The 19,561-nt window shown below is 63.1% G+C and carries 19 protein-coding genes; 4 read left to right on the top strand and 15 right to left on the bottom strand.

The window, feature by feature from the left end:
• Positions 1-268 precede the first annotated feature (268 nt).
• Genes sdhA through sdhC form a run of 3 tightly spaced genes read right to left on the bottom strand, consistent with a single transcriptional unit; the run spans position 269 to position 2,876 of the window.
• Positions 269-2,077, bottom strand: coding sequence for a succinate dehydrogenase flavoprotein subunit (gene sdhA / locus PQ467_RS09380; protein WP_274173176.1), 1,809 nt, complete (start codon positions 2,075-2,077; stop codon positions 269-271).
• 4 nt (positions 2,078-2,081) lie between these two features.
• Complete coding sequence (gene sdhD / locus PQ467_RS09375; RefSeq protein WP_274173175.1) at positions 2,082-2,462, bottom strand: succinate dehydrogenase, hydrophobic membrane anchor protein; 381 nt, start codon at positions 2,460-2,462, stop codon at positions 2,082-2,084.
• 12 nt (positions 2,463-2,474) lie between these two features.
• Positions 2,475-2,876: a succinate dehydrogenase, cytochrome b556 subunit gene (gene sdhC, locus PQ467_RS09370; RefSeq protein WP_274173174.1), complete on the bottom strand. Its 402-nt coding sequence runs from the start codon at positions 2,874-2,876 to the stop codon at positions 2,475-2,477.
• Between the two features lie 213 nt (positions 2,877-3,089).
• Between sdhC and PQ467_RS09365 the strand changes: the two genes are divergently transcribed.
• Positions 3,090-4,073 (top strand): 50S ribosomal protein L11 methyltransferase, encoded by a 984-nt coding sequence (locus PQ467_RS09365; protein WP_274173173.1) that lies wholly within the window; start codon positions 3,090-3,092, stop codon positions 4,071-4,073.
• A 232-nt stretch (positions 4,074-4,305) separates the two neighbouring features.
• Here the strand turns inward: PQ467_RS09365 and PQ467_RS09360 are convergent, their stop codons facing one another.
• The 10 genes from PQ467_RS09360 to dapA form a co-directional block, all read right to left on the bottom strand.
• A complete protein-coding gene (locus PQ467_RS09360) occupies positions 4,306-5,037 on the bottom strand; it encodes a class I SAM-dependent methyltransferase (RefSeq protein ID WP_274173172.1) in 732 nt (243 codons plus the stop codon).
• Positions 5,038-5,132: 95 nt separating this feature from the next.
• Positions 5,133-7,235, bottom strand: coding sequence for an NAD-dependent DNA ligase LigA (gene ligA, locus PQ467_RS09355; RefSeq protein WP_274173171.1), 2,103 nt, complete (start codon positions 7,233-7,235; stop codon positions 5,133-5,135).
• Positions 7,236-7,244: 9 nt separating this feature from the next.
• A complete protein-coding gene (locus PQ467_RS09350; protein WP_274173170.1) occupies positions 7,245-7,919 on the bottom strand; it encodes a GNAT family N-acetyltransferase in 675 nt (224 codons plus the stop codon).
• A 248-nt stretch (positions 7,920-8,167) separates the two neighbouring features.
• The gene (gene recN / locus PQ467_RS09345) at positions 8,168-9,832 is read right to left on the bottom strand and encodes a DNA repair protein RecN (protein ID WP_274173169.1); all 1,665 of its coding nucleotides are present in this window, start codon (positions 9,830-9,832) and stop codon (positions 8,168-8,170) included.
• A gap of 55 nt (positions 9,833-9,887) precedes the next feature.
• A complete protein-coding gene (locus PQ467_RS09340) occupies positions 9,888-10,124 on the bottom strand; it encodes a hypothetical protein (RefSeq protein WP_274173168.1) in 237 nt (78 codons plus the stop codon).
• 77 nt (positions 10,125-10,201) lie between these two features.
• Positions 10,202-10,666 carry an RrF2 family transcriptional regulator gene (locus tag PQ467_RS09335; protein WP_274173167.1) on the bottom strand — a complete coding sequence of 155 codons (465 nt, stop codon included), beginning with the start codon at positions 10,664-10,666 and terminating at the stop codon, positions 10,202-10,204.
• 151 nt (positions 10,667-10,817) lie between these two features.
• Positions 10,818-11,624: an outer membrane protein assembly factor BamD gene (locus PQ467_RS09330; RefSeq protein WP_274173166.1), complete on the bottom strand. Its 807-nt coding sequence runs from the start codon at positions 11,622-11,624 to the stop codon at positions 10,818-10,820.
• An 82-nt stretch (positions 11,625-11,706) separates the two neighbouring features.
• Entirely contained in the window at positions 11,707-12,330 is a 624-nt protein-coding gene (locus tag PQ467_RS09325; RefSeq protein WP_274176120.1) for a TetR/AcrR family transcriptional regulator, read from the bottom strand.
• Between the two features lie 239 nt (positions 12,331-12,569).
• Positions 12,570-13,493 carry a CmcJ/NvfI family oxidoreductase gene (locus PQ467_RS09320; protein ID WP_274173165.1) on the bottom strand — a complete coding sequence of 308 codons (924 nt, stop codon included), beginning with the start codon at positions 13,491-13,493 and terminating at the stop codon, positions 12,570-12,572.
• A 319-nt stretch (positions 13,494-13,812) separates the two neighbouring features.
• The gene (gene dapA, locus PQ467_RS09315) at positions 13,813-14,697 is read right to left on the bottom strand and encodes a 4-hydroxy-tetrahydrodipicolinate synthase (RefSeq protein WP_274173164.1); all 885 of its coding nucleotides are present in this window, start codon (positions 14,695-14,697) and stop codon (positions 13,813-13,815) included.
• 110 nt (positions 14,698-14,807) lie between these two features.
• On the opposite strand from dapA, the gene PQ467_RS09310 reads away from it, so the two are divergent.
• Positions 14,808-17,075, top strand: a complete 2,268-nt coding sequence (locus PQ467_RS09310) for a lytic transglycosylase domain-containing protein (RefSeq protein ID WP_274173163.1) — start codon at positions 14,808-14,810, stop codon at positions 17,073-17,075.
• Here PQ467_RS09310 and PQ467_RS09305 read toward each other — a convergent pair.
• Together PQ467_RS09305 and PQ467_RS09300 are read right to left on the bottom strand one after the other, a co-directional pair.
• A complete protein-coding gene (locus tag PQ467_RS09305; RefSeq protein ID WP_274173162.1) occupies positions 17,032-17,544 on the bottom strand; it encodes a DinB family protein in 513 nt (170 codons plus the stop codon). The two genes, PQ467_RS09310 and PQ467_RS09305, sit on opposite strands and share 44 nt — an antisense overlap.
• Positions 17,545-17,585: 41 nt before the next feature.
• Positions 17,586-18,290: a DUF2490 domain-containing protein gene (locus tag PQ467_RS09300; RefSeq protein ID WP_274173161.1), complete on the bottom strand. Its 705-nt coding sequence runs from the start codon at positions 18,288-18,290 to the stop codon at positions 17,586-17,588.
• A gap of 192 nt (positions 18,291-18,482) precedes the next feature.
• Between PQ467_RS09300 and PQ467_RS09295 the strand changes: the two genes are divergently transcribed.
• Entirely contained in the window at positions 18,483-18,923 is a 441-nt protein-coding gene (locus PQ467_RS09295; RefSeq protein ID WP_274173160.1) for a hypothetical protein, read from the top strand.
• Positions 18,924-18,972: 49 nt separating this feature from the next.
• The gene (locus PQ467_RS09290; RefSeq protein WP_274176119.1) at positions 18,973-19,494 is read left to right on the top strand and encodes a GreA/GreB family elongation factor; all 522 of its coding nucleotides are present in this window, start codon (positions 18,973-18,975) and stop codon (positions 19,492-19,494) included.
• The last annotated feature ends 67 nt before the right edge of the window (positions 19,495-19,561 follow it).

The raw sequence follows: 19,561 nt of genomic DNA, 5'->3' as shown, positions 1-19,561 counted from the left end.
TCTGGCGCTTGATTTTGGAATTGTCGGTCGGAGCCGTGCAGGTGGCAATAACCCTATAGCCTTCAAAACGTTGAAAAAACCACCTATCTCACTGCAATAATGCCATACGCCAAGAGCAGAAATCGGCCCGTAAACCTTTCGGTTGTCGGGCCTTTCTTCGCGTGAGACACCCGCGATGGCGATGCGTCCTTCACCCCTTCGGCAGACACAAAAAAAGCCGGAGGCGATATGCCCCCGGCTCTTTGCACTTCGACCCAAGGCAGGCGTTTTAGTAAACGCGCTTCTTCGGCTTGATGTATTCCACATCGTCGGTCAGCGTATATTCGTGGACCGGGCGATAGTCGAGCTTGACGTTGCCGCCCTTGCCACCCCAGCCGTCGAACCAGCCCACGGTGTGCTTCATCCATTCCGCATCGTTGCGGTCGGGGAAGTCCTCGTGAGCATGGGCGCCGCGCGATTCCTTGCGGGCGTGGGCGCCATGCAGCGTGACCGACGCCTGCGAGATCAGGTTGTCGAGTTCAAGCGTCTCGATCAGATCCGAGTTCCAGATCAGCGAGCGATCCTTGATCGCGATGTCCTGCATCTTGTCATAGGTCACGGCCAGCTTGGCCTTGCCTTCGGCCATCAGTTCGTCGGTGCGGAACACCGCAGCGTGGCCCGACATGGTGCGCTGCATCTCGGTGCGGATTTCCGCCGTCGAGCTGCCGCCCTTGGCGTGGCGGAAGTGGTCCAGACGGGTCAGCGCCAGATCGGCCGAATCGGCGGGCAGTTCGCCATGCGCCATGCCCGGCTTCACGATTTCCTTCAGGCGGTGGCCGGTGGCGCGGCCAAACACCACAAGGTCGATCAGCGAGTTCGAGCCAAGGCGGTTCGCACCATGGACCGACACGCAGGCCGCTTCGCCCACAGCGAACAGGCCGGGAACCACGGTGTCCGGATTGCCGTCCGCCCCGATGGTCACGACTTCGCCGTGATAGTTACACGGAATGCCGCCCATATTGTAGTGAACGGTCGGCACCACCGGCAGAGGCTGGCGGGTCAGATCGACACCGGCAAAGATCTTGCCGCTCTCGGTGATGCCCGGCAGACGCTCGGCCAGCACCTTGGGATCGATGTGATCAAGGTGCAGATAGATGTGGTCGCCATGCGGCCCAACGCCGCGCCCTTCACGGATTTCCAGCGCCATCGAGCGCGACACCACGTCACGCGAGGCCAGATCCTTGGCCGAGGGAGCATAGCGTTCCATGAAACGCTCGCCCTGCGAGTTGGTCAGATAACCGCCCTCGCCGCGCGCGCCTTCGGTGATCAGCACGCCCGCGCCGTAAATGCCGGTCGGGTGGAACTGCACGAATTCCATATCCTGCAAAGGCAGGCCCGCGCGCAGCACCATGCCGCCGCCGTCGCCGGTGCAGGTATGGGCGGAAGTGGCCGTGAAATACGAACGGCCATAGCCGCCCGTGGCCAGCACCACCGCATGCGAGCGGAAGCGATGGATCGTGCCGTCATCCATGCAGATGGCGATCACGCCGACGCATTTGCCATTGTCCATGATGAGGTCGATGGCGAAATATTCGATGAAGAAATCGGCGTCATACTTGAGCGACTGCTGATACAGCGCATGGAGCATGGCGTGGCCGGTACGGTCGGCTGCGGCGCAGGTGCGCTGGACCGGCGGGCCTTCGCCCATGTTCTGCATGTGGCCGCCGAACGGGCGCTGATAGATCGTGCCGTCGGCGTTACGGCTGAAGGGCACGCCCGCGTGCTCCAGTTCGTAAACGGCCGCAGGCGCTTCACGCACCATATATTCAATGGCGTCCTGGTCGCCCAGCCAGTCCGACCCCTTGACGGTGTCGTACATGTGCCAGGTCCAGTGATCGGGCGTGTTGTTCTTGAGGCTGGCCGCGATGCCGCCCTGCGCCGCCACGGTGTGGCTGCGTGTGGGGAACACCTTGGTGATGCAGGCGGTCTTGAGACCGGCTTCTGCGCTGCCCATGGTGGCGCGGAGGCCCGAGCCGCCAGCGCCGACAACCACGGTGTCGTAGGTATGATCGATGATCTTGTAAGCAGGCGCGGACATTATCTTATGCTCCCAGCGCGAGACGGAGGATGCTGAACAGGCCATAGGCCACGCCGCCAAAGGCGGCCAGGTTCAGCGCGGTCATGGCGGCGAACTTGGCGCCGGCCTCATGAACATAGTCTTCCACCACGACCTGAAGGCCAAGGCGCGCGTGCCAGAACGTGCTGATCACAAACAGCGCCAGACCGGTCGAGGTCACGGGGCTGACGATCCAGTCGCGCAGCGTGATGTAAGAGAAATTCGGCAGCGCCATGAACGACACGGCCAGCCAGCTGGTCAGCACCAGATTGCCGATTGCGGTAAAGCGCTGAAGCAGCCAGTGATGCGAGCCCGAGTGGGCCGAGCCAAGGCCGCGCACGCGGCCGACGGAAGTTCCGTTACCCATCTTCCTATCCCCTTAACGGGCCAGCAGGCAGGCCCAGAAGGCCGCCGTCAGCAAGATGCCAATGACCGGGCAAAGCGCCGACCAGAAATTGTTGCTCTTCACTTCAAAGCCCGCGCCGATGTCGAGCAGGAAGTGACGGATGCCCGAAACGGCATGATTAAAGACCGACCAGCTGATACCGATCAGCACGATGCGGCCATACCAGGTGCCAGCCTGCGCCAGAAACAGCGCATAGGCGTCAGGACCTGCGGCCAGAGTGCCGAGCCAGCAGAGCAGCAGGCCAAGCCCGGCAAACGACGCGGCGCTGCCCGTGGCACGGTGCAAAATCGAGACAGCCATAGCTGGTCCCCAGCGCCAGATCTGCAAATGCGGTGAAAGCGGCCGCGCTTTGCGGGCTTGCGAGGCTTGAGCCATTGCGACGAATCCCCCTTGGGCTGGTTCATGTTGCGTTGCGGGACAGTCCCGCGCGAAAATCCCCTTAGCCAAATCCTTGTCGCGTGCAAGCTTCACAATGAGGCATTGCCGCTAAAGTCGCAATTGGGCGGCCAAAGTCGCGATCACGGCTCAGGCCGATGACCATCGCGCGACCCCTTGGCTTTGGCCGGGCTTGGGCCTATCTGCGCCGACATGACCGAGCCCCATGACAGCCCTGAATCCACCGAAAACTGGAAAATCATCGTTTTCGGGCCCCGTAATCAGATCGAAGCGGCGCTGATTGCGCATGAAGACGCTTTTGACTGGGATTTCGAGATCGTGCTGTCGGGCTGTGAAGTGGCCAAGGACAAGCCGGAGGAATGGGTGCTGGAGGCCTATCTGCCGCGCAAGCCGCGCAAGGCGGATAAAAATGCGGTTATGGCGCTATTTGCCGATGCGACTCCGGAACTGATCATCGAGCGCCTGCCCGATATCGACTGGATCACCGCCAGCCAGGAGGGCCTCGAACCGATCGTGGCGGGGCGATTCTGCGTCCACACGCCCGATCACGCCCCTGTGCCGGGTCTGATCCCGTTCGAAATTCCCGCCAGTCGCGCCTTTGGCACCGGCCATCATGAAACCACCGCCGGTTGCCTGACCATGCTGGGCCATATGAAGGATCAGGGCGTGATGGCGCGCAATGTCGCCGACATCGGAACGGGCACGGGCCTGCTGGCCTTTGCCGCGCTGGAATTGTGGCCGCGCGCCTTTGCCACGGCCAGCGACATCGATGCCGCCTGCGTTGGCGTGGTCGAGCATAATTGCGCGGTCAACGGCTTTCCCATGGGCGCACGCGCGGGTGAGGTCACGATGGTCGTGGCCGATGGCATGGACGACCCGGTTTTGCAGGCGCGCGGGCCTTACGACCTGCTAATCGCCAATATTCTGGCCGGGCCGTTGATCTCGCTGGCGCCTGATTTTGCCAAATCGCTGGTGCCGGGCGGGCATCTGCTGCTGGCGGGACTGCTGGAAACGCAAGAGGCGCAAGTGCGCGCCGCCTGCCGCCGGGCGGGGATGCGCCTTGCCGCGCGGATGGTTTCGGGCGACTGGTCGATCCTGTGGCTGCGCAAGCGGCGGTTTGCGCGGGTGCATGCTTCGCAGGTCGGGGCTTTGGCGGAGTGGTCGAAGAAGTGGTGAAAGGATGATGCGAGGGACCCGTCCCTCGCGCCCCCATTTCTGTATGCGTTGCGCCATGGGTTCGGCCAATGGCTGTCGGACGCACCGTTAGAAATTGAAAGCCTGTGGCGCTATCCGGCATAAGCCCTCCGCGCCGCAGGCATTCCAAAATCATGTCGCAATCTGGCCCCCGCCACCCCATTAACGGGATTGCCAAGGGACGAGTCCCTTGGCCCGCCGGAGGCAAAATCCTTTACTTGGTAAATTTCAGCAAAAACTGATCCGTCTTGTCATGCAGATCGAACACCTTCTTGGTGTGATCGTCCTCTCCATTGGCCAAAGCCTTGCTTTCCCCGGCAAATTTGAAACCTGCCTTGACCACCTCGGCCTTGACCAGTTCGGGGTCAATGCGATGCAGCGCGTCCGTATCGGCGGTGCCGGACCCCAACTTGGCCGCATGGTCGCTGACCAGATAAGTCCCGCCCGGCTTCAGCGCGGCCAGCGCGGCGGCATTGGTCGGCTCGGGGCTTTTGCCCGTGTGATGCAGGTCGTGATAGTTCTGCGTGGTCCAGATCAGATCGACCTTTTCGGGCGGCGCGATCTGTTCGCTCACCAACAGCTTCACATTAGAATAGGCCGGGTTTTTCAGGATCGTATCGAGTCGCGCCAGACGCTCGGGCGACGTTCCGGCGGGCATCCAGATATAGACCACACCCTTGGGACCGACCGCCTTGGACAAAATCCGCGTGAAATAGCCGCCGCCGGGCAGCAATTCGCCCACCTTCATCCCCGGCTTGACCCCGGCAAAGGCCAGCAATTCGCCCGGCTTGCGCCCGGCATCGCGCGAAACATCGGCCTCGGGGCGTTCCTTGTCGGCCAAAGCCGCCGCGATGGCCGCTTTGTTACCCTGCGCCAGCACCGGAACGGGCGTCATCGCCGCGCCAGCCAATGCCAGCGCGCCTGCGATCATCCACGCCTTCGACATATCTGAAACTCCCCACCTGTTATGAGATAGGGTGAACCTACCCTAACGCCGGGGAATGCCAAGGGGCGCGAATGTAAGATTTTGTATGGCGGGCACTATCCGGCCCGCGCAACAATCTCTGCCCACTCCGCCTCGGTGATCACCGCGATGCCCAGCTTTTCGGCCTGCGCCAGTTTCGAACCCGCCCCCGGCCCGGCGACCACCAGATCGGTCTTCGCACTGACCGACCCGGCCGAGCGCGCGCCCAGACGTTCGGCCTGCGCCTTGGCTTCATCGCGGCTCATGGTTTCCAGCTTGCCGGTGAACACCACCGTCTTGCCCGCCACCTCGCTGGCCTTGGTCTCGACAATGTAGTCGGGCGGGCTGACCTCGCTGAGCAGATCCTCCCACACCGCGACATTATGCGCCTCGTGGAAGAAATCACCCAAAGCCTCGACCACCGCAGGGCCGATTCCGTCGATACCCACCAGTTCAGCCCGCGCATCGGCCACTTCGGGCAGCTCGGCCGCGCCTGCATCCTCATCTGTGCGCAGCTGGTTGGCCTTTTGCGCCACTTCGCGCAGCGCGGGCAGGGTCACGAAACGCTTGCACAGATCGCGCGCCGTCACCGCGCCGACATGCCGAATGCCAAGCCCGAACAGCAACCGTGCCGCATCGGGCCGGCGTTTGGCCTCAATGGCATTCAACAGGTTATCCACAGACTTATCCTGCCACCCCTCGCGCCCGACAATATCGGCGCGGCGATGGCGCAGGCGGAAAATGTCCGCCGGACTTTCCAGCCAGCCCAGGTTGAAAAACTCTTGGATCGTTTTTTCACCCAATCCTTCAATATCTAATGCGCCCCTGCTGACAAAATGCTTGAGGCGCTCGGTCCGCTGGGCCGGACAGATCAACCCCCCGGTGCAGCGCACATCGACCTCCCCCTCCTCGGCCACAGCTTCGCTGCCGCATTCGGGGCAATGGTCGGGGAAATCAAAGGCGGGACGCTCCGCCTCGCGCGTCAGGTTTTCCACCACCTGAGGGATCACATCGCCCGCACGCTGCAACACCACCCGGTCGCCGATACGCACGCCCAGACGCGCAATCTCATCCCGGTTATGCAGCGTCACATTCGTCACCGTCACGCCACCCACCAGCACCGGCGCAAGACGCCCCACCGGCGTCAGTTTGCCCGTGCGGCCCACCTGAATGTCGATGGCCTCCAGCGTGGTTTCGGCCCGCTCGGCGGGGAATTTGCGCGCAATGGCCCAGCGTGGCGCCTTGGCGACAAAACCGAGGCGATCCTGAAGGGAAAACTCGTCCACCTTGTAGACAACACCATCAATTTCATAAGGAAGTTCAGGACGTTCTGCCTGTATCCTGCGATACTGGTCGAGCATGGCCGCCAGATCATCGCAGCGCCGCAGCCAAGGCGAAACCGGCACGCCCCAAGCTGCAATCTGCTCCATCATTGCCCATTGGCTGGCCGCTGGAATGTTGCTGGCCGCGCCCCAGCCATGCGCGAGAAAGCGCAGCGGCCGCGATGCCGTCACCCGAGCATCCTTTTGCCGCAAAGACCCTGCCGCCGCGTTGCGCGGATTGGCAAAGGTCTTTTCCCCTGCCTGCTCCTGCCGCTCGTTCAGCGCGGCAAAAGCGGCGCGCTCCATATAAACTTCGCCGCGAATTTCAAAAACATCGGGTGCCTCGCCGCGCAATTCCTGCGGAATGTCCGGAATATGCGCAACATTGGCGGTGACATCCTCGCCCACCTGCCCGTCGCCGCGCGTGGCGGCGCGCACCAAATTGCCCTGTTCATAGCGCAGCGAGAGCGAAAGGCCGTCGATTTTGTCCTCGGCGGTAAAGGCCACCGGCGCGTCCTCGGCAAGGTTCAAAAACCGGCGAACGCGCGCGGCGAATTCGGCCACTTCCTCATCGGTGAACGCATTGTCGAGGCTCATCATCCGCACCTCATGCGCCACCTTGCGCAAGGGCGACGCGGCCACCTCATGACCCACTTTGTTGGTCGCGCTGTCGGCGCGGATCAGATGCGGATAGGCCGCCTCAAGCTCGGCATTGCGCCGCACCAACGCGTCATATTCGGCGTCCGGAATTTCGGGCGCGTCATTGAGATGATAGGCCTTGTTCGCCCGGTTGATCTTGCGGGCAAGGCGCATCAGTTCATTGGCAGCTTCGGCTTCGTTGGGCAGGGATATCGTCATGACACCCTCTTAGCCCAGCGTCAGCACGCTCGCTACCATCGGGCGCCGAATGGCGAAACCCAATTGTTCATAAAGTGCGATCGCGCCTGCATTCCCGGCCCAGGAATGCAGATAGGCCCGGTCGCCCCGCGCCGCCAGATCGGCCATCACCCGAAGAATCAACCGCCGCGCCAGCCCGCGCCCGCGATAATCGGGATCGGTACAGACCCCGCTGACCTCGGCCCAACCTTCACCGGGGCGAGCGCGCTCACCCGCCATGGCGATCAGGCGGGTGCCGTCGAATATGCCGTAAAACTGCCCGTAAAGCCGGGTCTTTGGCCCCCATGGTCCGGGCTTTGTCGCCATGGCCAGCGCCGCCATCTGATCGGCATGGGTTTCATCGAGAGGGACGATCCCGGCGAAATCAGCCTCGGGCGGCGGGGTTTCCGATACCATCTGGACCAAAGGCGCCGTCAATTTGGGCACCAGACCGGGGGCCGAAACTTCCTCCGGCTCGACCAGCCAGATTTCATCCTGCGGCCCGGACAGCAAGCCCGCCAGCGCCCCCTCATGCCCCGGCGCGGCATTGGCGAAAGGGCCGTAATCGGCATCGATTCGCACAGCCGTTTGCGCCGCGTTCCAGCGTGCAAGGTGGGATTGGCGGGTGTTGAGGGCGGTCCAGAAGGGACGATCAAGAGGATGCATATAGGGGTAGATAAGGTGGAAAATGCCGGGGTCCAGCCCCTCGCGCTCCCGTTACTGTCTTTGTTGCGCAATGGGTTCAACGCCGGGCGTCGGACGCAGCAATTGAAATTGAAAGCCTGCGGCGCATTTTGCGTAACCTCACCGCACCGCAGGCTTTAAGAATCATCGTCGTTCGCCCCATAGCGCCACCCCATTTATGGGATTGCAAAGGGACCGAGTCCCTTTGCCCGCCGGAGGCATAGCCTGTTTTAAACCCGCTCCAGCAACCGATCCGCCTGCGCCCTTGCCTCCGGCGTAATTTCCGCCCCCGAGAGCATCCGCGCAATCTCCTCCTGCCGCCCGCCACCATCAAGCAGCACAACACCCGTCCGCGTCACCAGTCCATCGGAGGATTTGGCGATGAAATAATGCTGTCCCCCGCGCGCGGCCACCTGCGGGCTGTGCGTCACGGCCAGCAATTGGCCGGAGGAAGCAAGGCGCGCCAGACGCTCACCAATGGCCTGGGCCACAGCGCCGCCAACGCCCCGGTCGATTTCGTCAAAGATCATCGTCGCGGCCCCGCCCTCTTCGGCAAGAGCGACCTTTAACGCAAGGATAAAGCGGGACAATTCGCCGCCCGATGCGATCTTGGCCAGGGGTGCGAAATCCGCGCCGGGATTGGTGGCGATCATGAATTCAACGCGGTCCATGCCCGAGGCACCCCATTGCCCCTCGTCCAGCCGGGCCACATCGGTACGAAACCGCGCCGCGTCCAGTTTCAACGGTGCAAGCTCAGCCTTGACCGCCGCGTCCAGCCGTAGCGCCGCTTCGCTGCGTGCCTTGCTCGCCGCCTCGGCCAGTTTCAGCCATGCCGCGCGCGCCTTGGCCGCCGCCTGTTCCAACGCGGCCACCTCGGCCTCGCCCCCCTCGATCGCGCTCAGGGCGCTGCGCATTTCCTCCAGCTTGGCGGGCAATTCCTCGACCGCGCAGCCATGCTTGCGCCCCGCCGCACGCAGATCGAACAGGCGCGTTTCCACCCGGTCGAGCGCCAGCGGATCAAACGCCAGCGCATCGAGCGCCCGGTTCAGCTTGTCCTCAGCGTCGTCGGCCTCGATCATCGCCCGGTCGAGCGCGGCCAATACTTCCTCCAGCAGCGCATGTTCGCCCGCGATCCGGTCGAGCCGCCGCGCCGCCACGCGCAATTCGGCCAGCGGCGAATGCGATCCGGCAAACACCTGCTGCACTGCGGCCAGATCGCCCGCCAACCGCTCGCCCTTCTGCATGGTCGCGCGCTCGCCGGCCAGTTCCTCCTCCTCGCCCGCCTGCGGGGCCAAGGCTTCGAGTTCGGCCACATGTGCCTGATAAAGTTCGCGATCCTCGGCCGCCTTGGCGATGCCCGCGCGGGTCTTGGCCAATTTGGCCTCGGCCTGTCCCCAAGCCTTCCACGCAGCCTCCATCGCGGCGGTATCGACCCGCGCATAGCGATCCAGCAAGGCGCGATGGCCGCGCGGATTGACCAGCCCGCGGTCATCATGCTGCCCATGGATTTCAACCAGATAGGGCGCAACCTCACGCAACAAAGCCACGCTGGCAGGCTGATCGTTGATGAAAGCCTTCGACCCGCCATCGGCCTTGATCTGACGCCGAATCAGGATCGGCTCGCCTGGCTCGATCTCAACCCCCGCCTCGGCCAGCGTGCGGGCCACCGCGTCATGCAGCGCTCCGGGTTCAAACGAGGCGGTTACGCTGGCCAGATCCGCCCCTGCGCGCACCAGCCCGCTGTCGGCCCTCATGCCCAGAATCAGGCCCAAGGCATCGAGCAGAATCGACTTACCCGCCCCCGTCTCGCCCGTGAGTACGCCAAGGCCCGGCGCGAAAGCGAGATCGAGCGCCTCGATCAACACGATGTTGCGAATGGAAAGATGGCTAAGCATGTTCGCGCATCGTTCTAGCCGATGCGCAGGCCCGCGTCTATGCCTTCAAGCGCGATCAAAACATCCATTGCCAAAGGGCCGAGCCGACCACCAGCAGCCATACACCGACAATCAGCCCATGCTCGATATAGAATGGCCGCTCGTCCCGATGGGCGTCGAGCAGTTCCGGCCCGTCCGGATGCAGCACGAGAGGCGGCGCGTTTTTGAGCATCTCCTGAAGAATGACCGCGCTGGCATCATCGTCGAGCCATGCGCCCTCATCCGGCCCGGAAATGTTACGCCATTCGCTCATGCTTCAACCTGCCCTTCTGTGGGCAGACTGGGCGACAGACGCCTAATACCGGGTATGAGGCGATTAAGGGTAATGCCTTATTCGGCCGCCTCGGCCTCCGGCTCTTCGGGCGGATCGGCAAATGGCGGTTCGACCATGATCGGATCGGCCAGCGTCAGCCGGTCGAGCATGGCGGCCATTTCGTCGCGCACGGCTAGCATCAGCCCGCGCAACCGGCATTCTGCCTCGGGCAGGCAATTGGCGCAATGCTCGTGGGCAAACCGGCTCGCGCAGGGTACCAGCGCCAGACTGCCCCGCGTCAATCGGATGATGTCGCCATAGCGGATGTCGCATGGCGCCAGCGCCAGTTCATAGCCGCCTTCGCGGCCGCGATGGCTGATCACCAGCCCTTCGCGCACCATTTCCGACAGGATGACGGTGAGGAATTTGCGCGGGATATTCTGCGCCTCGGCAATCGCGTCGAGCCGAATCGGACCTTGCTGCCACAGGTCAGCGAGGTGCTGAAGTGCGCGGATCGTATAGCGGGTTTTCTGCGATAGCATGGCGGCGGCATAACAGCGCCCATCCGAAGAAAATGTCAATCTCCGGGTTAGACATTCCACGGTGTCGTGCACAGATAAGCCGCCGAGCCCCCAAAGCAAAAGGCCCGCACCATCGCTGGCGCGGGCCTTTGCCAGTTTTCGGGCTGAAAAATCAGCTGACCTTGGTGCCGGGGGCGTATTTGCCCATCATGGCATAGGCCTTCTCATACCACTCGCTGCCCGGATAATTGGCGCCCAGCACGGCGGCATATTTCTGTGCCTCAACCGGAATACCCAGCGCCAGATTGGTTTCCACCAGACGGAACAGCGCCTCGGCGGTGTGGCTGGTGGTCTGATACTTGTCGATCACGTTGCGAAAGCGGATGTCGGCGGCCAGCCAGCGGCCCGAACGCTCGTAAAAGCGGCCAATGTCCATTTCCTTGCCGGCCAGATGGTCGTTGACCAGATCGATCTTGAGCCGGGCATCGGTGGCATAACGCGTGTTGGGATAGCGGCGCACAACGTCATTGAGCGCCGAGAGCGCCTGAAGCGTGATCTTCTGGTCGCGGCTGACATCGCTGATCTGCTCGTAATAGCACATGGCGATCAGGTAATAGGCGTAAGGCGCATCCTTGTTGCCCGGATGGATCGACAGGAAGCGCTGGGCCGATTGCACCGACTTGGCGTAATCGCGCGCCGAATAATAGGAAAAGGCGCTCATCAACTGGGCGCGGCGGGCCCAGGGGCTGTAGGGGTGCTGGCGCTCAACCTCGTCAAACAGCGCGGCGGCCGTCTTGTCCTCGCCCTGATCCAGACGCTTCTTCGCCTCCAGATAGAGCGAATCAACGTCGCGCGCGACATAGGCGGTATCCTTGGGCTTCTTGCCCCGCCCGGCGCAACCGCCGGTTATCGCCATCGCGCCAACGGCACAGGCAAGGAGGACAACACGCGGCGACAGGCTGATGCTGGGCTTAGACATGGTTTGGCCTATAACCAGCGTCGGGCTGAACGCCAAGTGAAAGCGCAAGGCCGCGCGTCGCAATTCATGGGGCATCCGTCCTTTATTTCGCGCCGCGCTGGCTTGCCTGCATCAAGCGGCGCAACAATTGCGCATAATGGCGCGAAACCGCCTCGATCTCCTGATCGGGCCGGACGGCGACACGAAACAGGCGCGGGGCCATCACCACGCTGGCCAGCAGCACCGTGGCCCAGACTTCGGCGTCATGCGCTCCGCCCGCCCCTGGGCCGCCCTTGCCCTCTTCGGGCCGGGCCACATGGGGCGATCGCGAAGCCAGTTCGACCAGCTCATCCCAGCGCGGGAAATTGTTATGGATCGGGGCGTGATTGACCAGATCCATCACCCATTCATGCATCAGTTCAGGGTTGCGAAGAGAAAACTGCACGGCTTTTTCCAGCCACATCTGCGAATCGCCGGGGGCCACCATCATCTCGCTGAGCCGCGCGCCAAACCACCCCTTGGCGGCCGAGAGCAGCGCCTCGCGGCTGTCGAAATGGTAATAGACGGTCGACCGGTTCATTCTGGCGTCGCGGGCAAGTGAAGCGACGGTCAAGGCATCAACACCCTCGCGCCCAATCAAACCCACCGCCCGCTCCACGAGCTGACGATGTGTTTCCTCATAATTGCGATTGCGACGCTGTTCTAAACTCTGGCCCGTTTCCGACATCTCCCTTGGCAATTCCAGTTTCATGGGGAAATCAAGTTGTTTAATCTGTTTTCCCTCTACAAGGGCGAATTTATGCAGGAACCGTTCACCAAGTTTGAACAATCGATATCATTTCGTCGGAAATCGCACTTGCCCGCCGCTTTGCTGCGTTGGTGGCTCGCTGAAGATATGTACCTAGATTCGCAATTGGTTAGCGACGGTTTAAATGCAAACCGCACTGCTGATCCGGCCTGCGCCCCTCAATCCCAATAGGCGACGGCGCGCAATTCGATGCTGGCGCGCGTCTGGGCATGAGGCAGGCTGGTGTCGTGAAACGCGGTATGCGGACAGCGCCAGGTCCGCGCATGATCGCTGTCGTGGAATTTGAACAAGAGCACATCGTCGCGCTCCATGTTCGAGAAATACCACCAGCGATGCGCCGGACTGTGGCGGAAAATGGTGGCCGCGATCATCTGATCCTCGCCCTCGACCGGCGCGGTCAAGGCCTCTCCGACAGGAAATTCGTTAACGACAAACAAGGTATTGGCCACGCCCTCGCTGTCGGCCACAGAGCGCCCGTCGCACACCGCCAGCGGCCAGTCCTGAGGCCCGGGCGAAAATGTCCGCCACAGCGAAACGCAGCAAAAGCGGCGATAACCATCGCGTGATCCGAAATGCTGCTCGTGCATCCGCGCGGCGGCCCTTTGTCCGGTCAGCGTGTTGTAATCGACATGGGCTTCACCGGCGGGCGGCTGGATGCCCCCGGCGTGCTGATAGTTCTCGATCTTTTCCTGCGCCCGCTGTGACAGATCGGCGCTGGTGCGGATCATCCAGCCCTGCGTCGCCACGCGGTCGGCTCCGGTCAGGTTGCGGATAATCTGCGCGGCCTCGTCGTGATATTTCGCCTCCACCTCATCGCGGTTCCAAAAGTCCTCAATCGCGCTGGGGCCTTTGCCGATCATGAAACCATGGGTGTCAAAGGCAAAGTGATCGCGGATCGGCATGCCGTCGCGCACCACCGCCTTGTAATCGCGATATTCGCCGGTGTTGATCTCGACCCCGGCGCGAACATAGCGGCGCGTGACGAAATCGCCGGGGGCCAGATAGCGGATCAAGGCCGGAGCCTGACGCTGCTGATCTTCCATGGCATCATGGGCGGCATCTTGCGTGATGGTGGCCATCATCTGCTCCTCTCTCGAATTTGCGCTCTTCGGCGGCGCGAGAGGATGATAACGGATGTTAGTAAATTACACAAGTGTGTAATGGACGGAGGGACGATGCGGGGGTCATAACCCCCGCGCTCCCATGACGGTCTTTGGTGCGCACCGGGTTGGGCCAAAGGGGTCAGACGCGCCGTTTCAAATTTAAAGCTTGGGGCGCGATCATCCCGGCGGCGATGGCCATGAAAAAGGGCGGCCCCGCCGCACACGCAACGAAGCCGCCCAAACCCAATTATGGGGATTGCCCGCCGGAGAGTCTTTAAACGCCCGCCGGCGGCAAACCTTACTTAATCAAACCGGCATGCACCAAGGCCGCATCCACCGCCTTGCGGGCGCCCTCATTGCAGGCCACCAGCGGCAAGCGCAATTCCTCGCGGAAGCCTTCAACCACCTTGGACAAGGCATATTTCACCGGCCCCGGCGAGGCGTCCTCGAACATGGCATAGTGCAGCGGATAGAGCATATCATTCAACCGGCGCGCCTCGGCCAGATCGCCCGCCGCGCAGGCCGCCTGAAAATCGGCGCACAGGCGCGGCGCCACATTGGCCGTCACCGAAATGCAGCCGACCCCGCCCGCCGCGCTAAAGGGCAGCGCCAGTTCATCATCGCCCGAAAGCTGGCAAAAGTCCTTGTCGATGCCCATGCGGTGGTCGGTCACGCGCGAGAGATCGCCGCTGGCGTCCTTGATGCCGACAATCTTGCCGGGGAACCGCCGGGCCAGTTCGATCACCGTTTCCGGCTTGATATCCGTCACCGTGCGCGCAGGCACATTGTACAACACGATCGGCAGATCAATCTTTTCGGCCAGATAGGAGAAATGGGCAAGCAACCCTTCCTGCGACGGACGGTTATAGTAGGGCGCGACGAGCAGCGCGGCCGCGGCCCCGCATTTTTTGGAAAAAGTCATGTGCAACAACGCGTTTTGCGTATCATTGCTGCCGCAACCGGCGATCACCGGCACGCGCCCTGCGGCCTGCTCGATGCAGACCTCGATCACGCGGTGGTGTTCGGCATTCGACAGGGTGGAATTTTCCCCCGTCGTCCCGCAAGGCACCAAGGCGCTCGAACCGTTCTCGATCTGCCAGTCCACCAAACGGCGGAAAGTCGGCTCGTCAAACGCTCCATCGCGAAAAGGTGTCACCAGAGCGGGTATGGAACCGGAAAACATCGACTTTATCCTCTTTCATCGCCCACCTATAGGCGGCATGGCAAATCTGCCAGCCGCGCCATGGGCCGGCGCCTACTATCGCAACGCCTGATAAGGAGCCATAGGCCATCGTGTCCAGCACCATGATGCCCCGTTCGAAATCCAGTTCCCAGCGCCGTCGGCGCCGGATCGCCTCGCTGGCGCTGTTGGCGACGGTGGTGCTCTCCGCGCCCGCGCAATGCCAGGAAGGGGCCGAATGGGACCGCGCCCGTGCCGAATTGAAGGCCACTGCCCCGGGCGCCGTGGCCCCGGCCATTGCCCGGTGGAAATCGTTGGTGGGCACGGAAAATCAGGGATTTGATGCCTATGCAGGCTTTGTTCTGGCATGGCCGGGCTTTCCTTTGGAGGAAAGCCTGCGCCGCGCGGCGGAGAAATCGCTGGCGATACAGAATGTGCCTTCGGCGCGGATTGTCGCGCTGTTTGACCGCTTTCCCCCGCTGACCAATCCAGCCCGGGCGCAATATGCGCTGGCGCTGGCGGCGGAGGGGCGTGCGCGTGATGCCGGGGATGTGGCGCGCGCGGCATGGCGCGGGGGCGCTATGAGTGATGCGGCCGAGGCGGCGATTCTCTCGCGTTGGGGCGACAGATTCGCGCAGACCGATCATGATTCGCGGCTGGAGGCCCTGCTCTGGGATGGTTCGACCGCGCAGGCCGCGCGCGCCCTGCCCCGCGCCTCGCAGGCTCGCTGGGCCGTGGCGCAGGCGCGTCTGGCCATCCAGCAGGGTGTGGGCGTCGATACGCCGATCTCCGGCACAGATGCAGCCGATCAAGGCGGATCGGGCGCACGCAATGCCGATGAACAGGCCGAAATGGCGCGGGTGACGGCGATGGCCAATCCCGGTCTGGCGGCCTCGGTCGTCACAACGCCCACCCCGGCCCCGGCATTGACGACGGCAACGCCGGAAATGCTGGCCGATCCGGGCTATCTGGTTGATCGTGCGCGCTATCTGCTGCGGCGTGGGCGCGGGGCCGATGCGGCCAACCTGCTGGCCACTCGTCCGCCGCTGGTCCGCCCCGCGCTGGATCCGCGGCGCTGGACGGCGGTGCTGCTGGCCGCGGCGCGGGCGGGCGGGCCGACCGATTCGCTGCGTATCGCCCAAGGCGCCGCTGAAGGCTTTCCCGAAGGCAGCGAGATCGCGCAAATGGCCTTTGGCGTGCGTGATGATTACACCTCGCTGATGTGGCTGGGCGGGACGACGGCGCTCTGGCAAATGCGCGATGCGACTTCTGCCGCGCGATTGTTCTATAATTACGCCCACGCGGCCCGCACCCCGATGACTCGGGCCAAGGGCTATTATTGGGCGGGCCGCGCGCTGGACAGTGTGGGGCAAAGCAACGGTGCGTTTGAATATTACCGTTGGGCCGCGCAGTTCCCCGATCAGTTCCACGGGCTTTTGGCGCTCGAACGGCTGGGCCTGCCGATCCCGCCGCTGCATGACGGACGCCGCGCGATCCCCACCCATGCTCAGGCCCGCGACTTTGCCGCCCGCCCGATCACGCAGGCCGTGCGCGAGGTGGCCCGCGATGCCGAATGGCAGACGACGATCCGCTTCTTCCGCGAAATCGCCAATCAGGCCAAGGTCGAGGCCGATTTCACGCTGGTGGCCGATCTGGCCCGCGCGCTGGGGCGGCGCGATCTGGCGGTGATCGTGGGACAGGCGGCGGAGAATGCGGGCTTCAACAATTTCCGCGATTCCGCCTTTCCCATCGCCCCTACCCCCTCGGGCAGCGATTGGACCTGGATCCACGCCATCGCGCGGCAGGAGAGCCAATTCAGCCAGAACGCCATTTCGCGTACCGGCGCGCGCGGCCTGATGCAATTGATGCCCGGCACGGCCGCCGAACAGGCGCGCCGCCTTGGCCTGCCCTCGTCGACCCAGGCGCTGATCGACGATCCGCTGTATAACACCACGCTGGGCAATGCCTATTTCCAGCGGCTGGTGACCTCTTATCGCGGCTCCTATCCGCTGGCGGTGGCGGCCTATAATGCGGGGCCGGGCAATGTGAACAAATGGATCGCCGCGCGGGGCGATCCGCGTATGCCGGGCGGGCCGGAATGGGTTGAATGGATCGAGAAGATCCCTTTCAGCGAGACCCGCTCCTATGTCGCCCATGTGCTGGAAAATGCCGTCACCTATGAGGCGATGTATCCCGACCATGCGGCCTATAAGGGTGCCAATCCGCTCAGCCATTATCTGAAGGACCCGCGCCCCGCCCCGCCGCCGCCGGTCGCGCCATCGACATCCGGGGTGCCGGTGGCCACACCCGCGCCCAGCTATGGTCCTCAGCCCAGTTTCACCTCATCGCCGATGGTTCAGCCGGTTCGGCCGGGGCCGTAAGAAACACCGGCATATCGCTGTTCTCCATGCTGATGCCCGCCGCGTTCAGCATGGCGACGATATGACCTCGGTGATAGGTGGCATGATTGACAATATGCATGAGAATGGCGGCGCGGGTCATCGCGCCCGAGCCGCCGCCAATGAAGGTGAACGGGACCACCTGCGATTGCGCCTCGGCATCCAGCGCGGCGCCATAGCCAAGGAACCATGCGTCCAGCGCGGCCAGTTCCCCGGCGATCTGCGCCATAGACGGCGGATTTCCGGGGTCGCGGCTGGTGTAGCCATGGGCGCGACCCAGCAGATGCGCCTGCCACACCTGAGCAATCACCAGCAGATGGTGATAGGTCCGTCGGATCGAGCCGAACACCACCGGCTGCGGCGCATCCAGCAGCGTATCAGGCAGGTCCGCAAGGCGATCGATCAGGATCCGGTTGGCCCATTGGCCATAGGCAAGATAGGTGTTGAGCATGGCGCCCTGTTTGCCCGCCCCCGACACCATCGGCAAGAGGCTCAGAAATTGGCCTTTATTTCCAGCGTGGCGACATTGTCGTTGGTATCCTTGGCCCCGGGCACAAAGCCGTGCTGGTTGAGATAGCCCAACTCCAGCGTCACCCGCCGATTGAGCGGCATGTTGAAGCCCAGAGAATTGCGCATCCGCTCCTCGCCGCCCAAGCGCTGAAAACCGTTGCGGTTGGCATCGATAAAGCTTTCATGCGCGGCCACCAGCATCACCTTGCCCGCAATCGGCATGGCGGCCTTGATATAGGGGCGCAGACGCCACGCCGTCCCGCTGATGCCTTCGCGCCAGCGCTGCTCGACCCGCACGCGCCCCGAAAACCGCACCGGCCCCACCTGCATCAGGCGATCAAGGCTGATCTGCTGGCGAAAGCGATGCTCCATGATGGTGAAATTGCCATGGGCATATTGCGGGTCATGGGTATAGCCCAGATAAACCACCAACCCGGGCGGCCCGCCCTTGTCGCCGATCTCATGGCCCACCATGAGGTTTTGCTCCAGCTCGTAAAAGCCGCGCGTCTGGCTGAAGCGGGTGATGTTTTCCGCCGAGGCGCGCCAGCCATCGCCCAGATTGGCGGTGGCGGTCAGGATCTCCCAATGCTGGGCATCGCTGGCCATGGCGGCGGCGGGGGCGAGCAAAGCCACCACCCCAAGCGCCTTGGCCGCCCCCCCGGCCATGGCATGAAATCTGTTGCGCATTGCTCTGGTCGACCCCGAATATGACAATTCGGGGTCAACTATGACGATATGATGACAGTTTTATGTCAGTCGTTTGTCATAAATGCCGATGTCATTGAGCGGGAATGCGCAAGTCGTGGAGAAAATGTGACAAATGCATTGTCACATTTCTCGTATTTTGACCTGCGCGGAGCATGATGTCATGCCTTTGCCATGAACGAATCGCCCACCTTCACCGACCAGACGATCGAAGATATTGCGCTGGGCATGATCGAATGCCACCTGCCCAAGGAGCGCTGGACACATGGCGCACATTGGGCGGCGGCGCTGTGGCTGCTGCGCTATCGCCCTGAAATTGCTGAACCGCAAGCGATGGGAGCGGCGATCCGCGCCTATAATGAGTCGGTGGGCGGGGTGAATGATGACACCTCGGGCTATCATGAAACGATCACCATCGCCTCGCTGCGCGCCGCGCGGGCCGAGTTGGTGCGCCATGACGCTGACACACCGCTGTCACAAATCCTTGCCGCCCTGCTGGCGGGCGATCTGGGGCGCAGCGATTGGCCGATGGCCTTTTGGCGGCGCGATACGCTGTTCAGCGTGGCGGCGCGGCGCGGATGGGTGGCGCCCGATCTGGGGGAATTGCCGTTCTGAACCCTTGCCTTGGGCGCAGGCCAACCCCTATGCCCGCCCCATGAGAAACATGCGCCCCGCCCCCAAGCCTGCCGCCCCGAAAGCCCCAGGCGAAGGCCCGCCCATCACCCCTGCGGGCATGGCGGCGCTGCGCGCGCGTTACGATCATCTGCTGGGCACAGAGCGCCCCGCGATTGTCGAAATCGTCAGTTGGGCCGCGGGCAATGGCGACCGCAGCGAGAACGGCGACTATCTCTATGGCCGCAAGCGGATGCGCGAGATTGACCGCGAACTGGCCCATCTGGCGCGGCGGATGAAGGCATGCCGGGTGGTGGATCCCGCCCGGCAGGAGGACCGGGGCCGCGTCTGGTTCGGCGCCAGCGTCGAAATTGCCGACGAGGATGACAATCGCAAGCACCTGACCTTTGTGGGTGATGATGAACAGGATGCGAGCAAGGGGCTGATCGGGTGGTCGGCGCCGATTGCGCGGGCGCTGCGCGGGGCAGGTTTGGGCGATTTGCGCCGTGTGGCCCTGCCGGGTGGGGAAAAAGAGTGGGAAGTGATGGCGATAGATTATCCCCCTGCTCCATAGAGTGCAGGAAAAGTAACAAACTCTCTCCATTTTCGCACTTGCGCGCAGGAAACTTTCGCATCTAAGG

Source organism: Novosphingobium sp. KACC 22771 (assembly GCF_028736195.1).
Lineage (GTDB): Bacteria > Pseudomonadota > Alphaproteobacteria > Sphingomonadales > Sphingomonadaceae > Novosphingobium.
The sequence above is the reverse complement of the archived record's forward strand: the minus strand, read 5'-3'. Positions and strand labels throughout refer to the sequence as shown.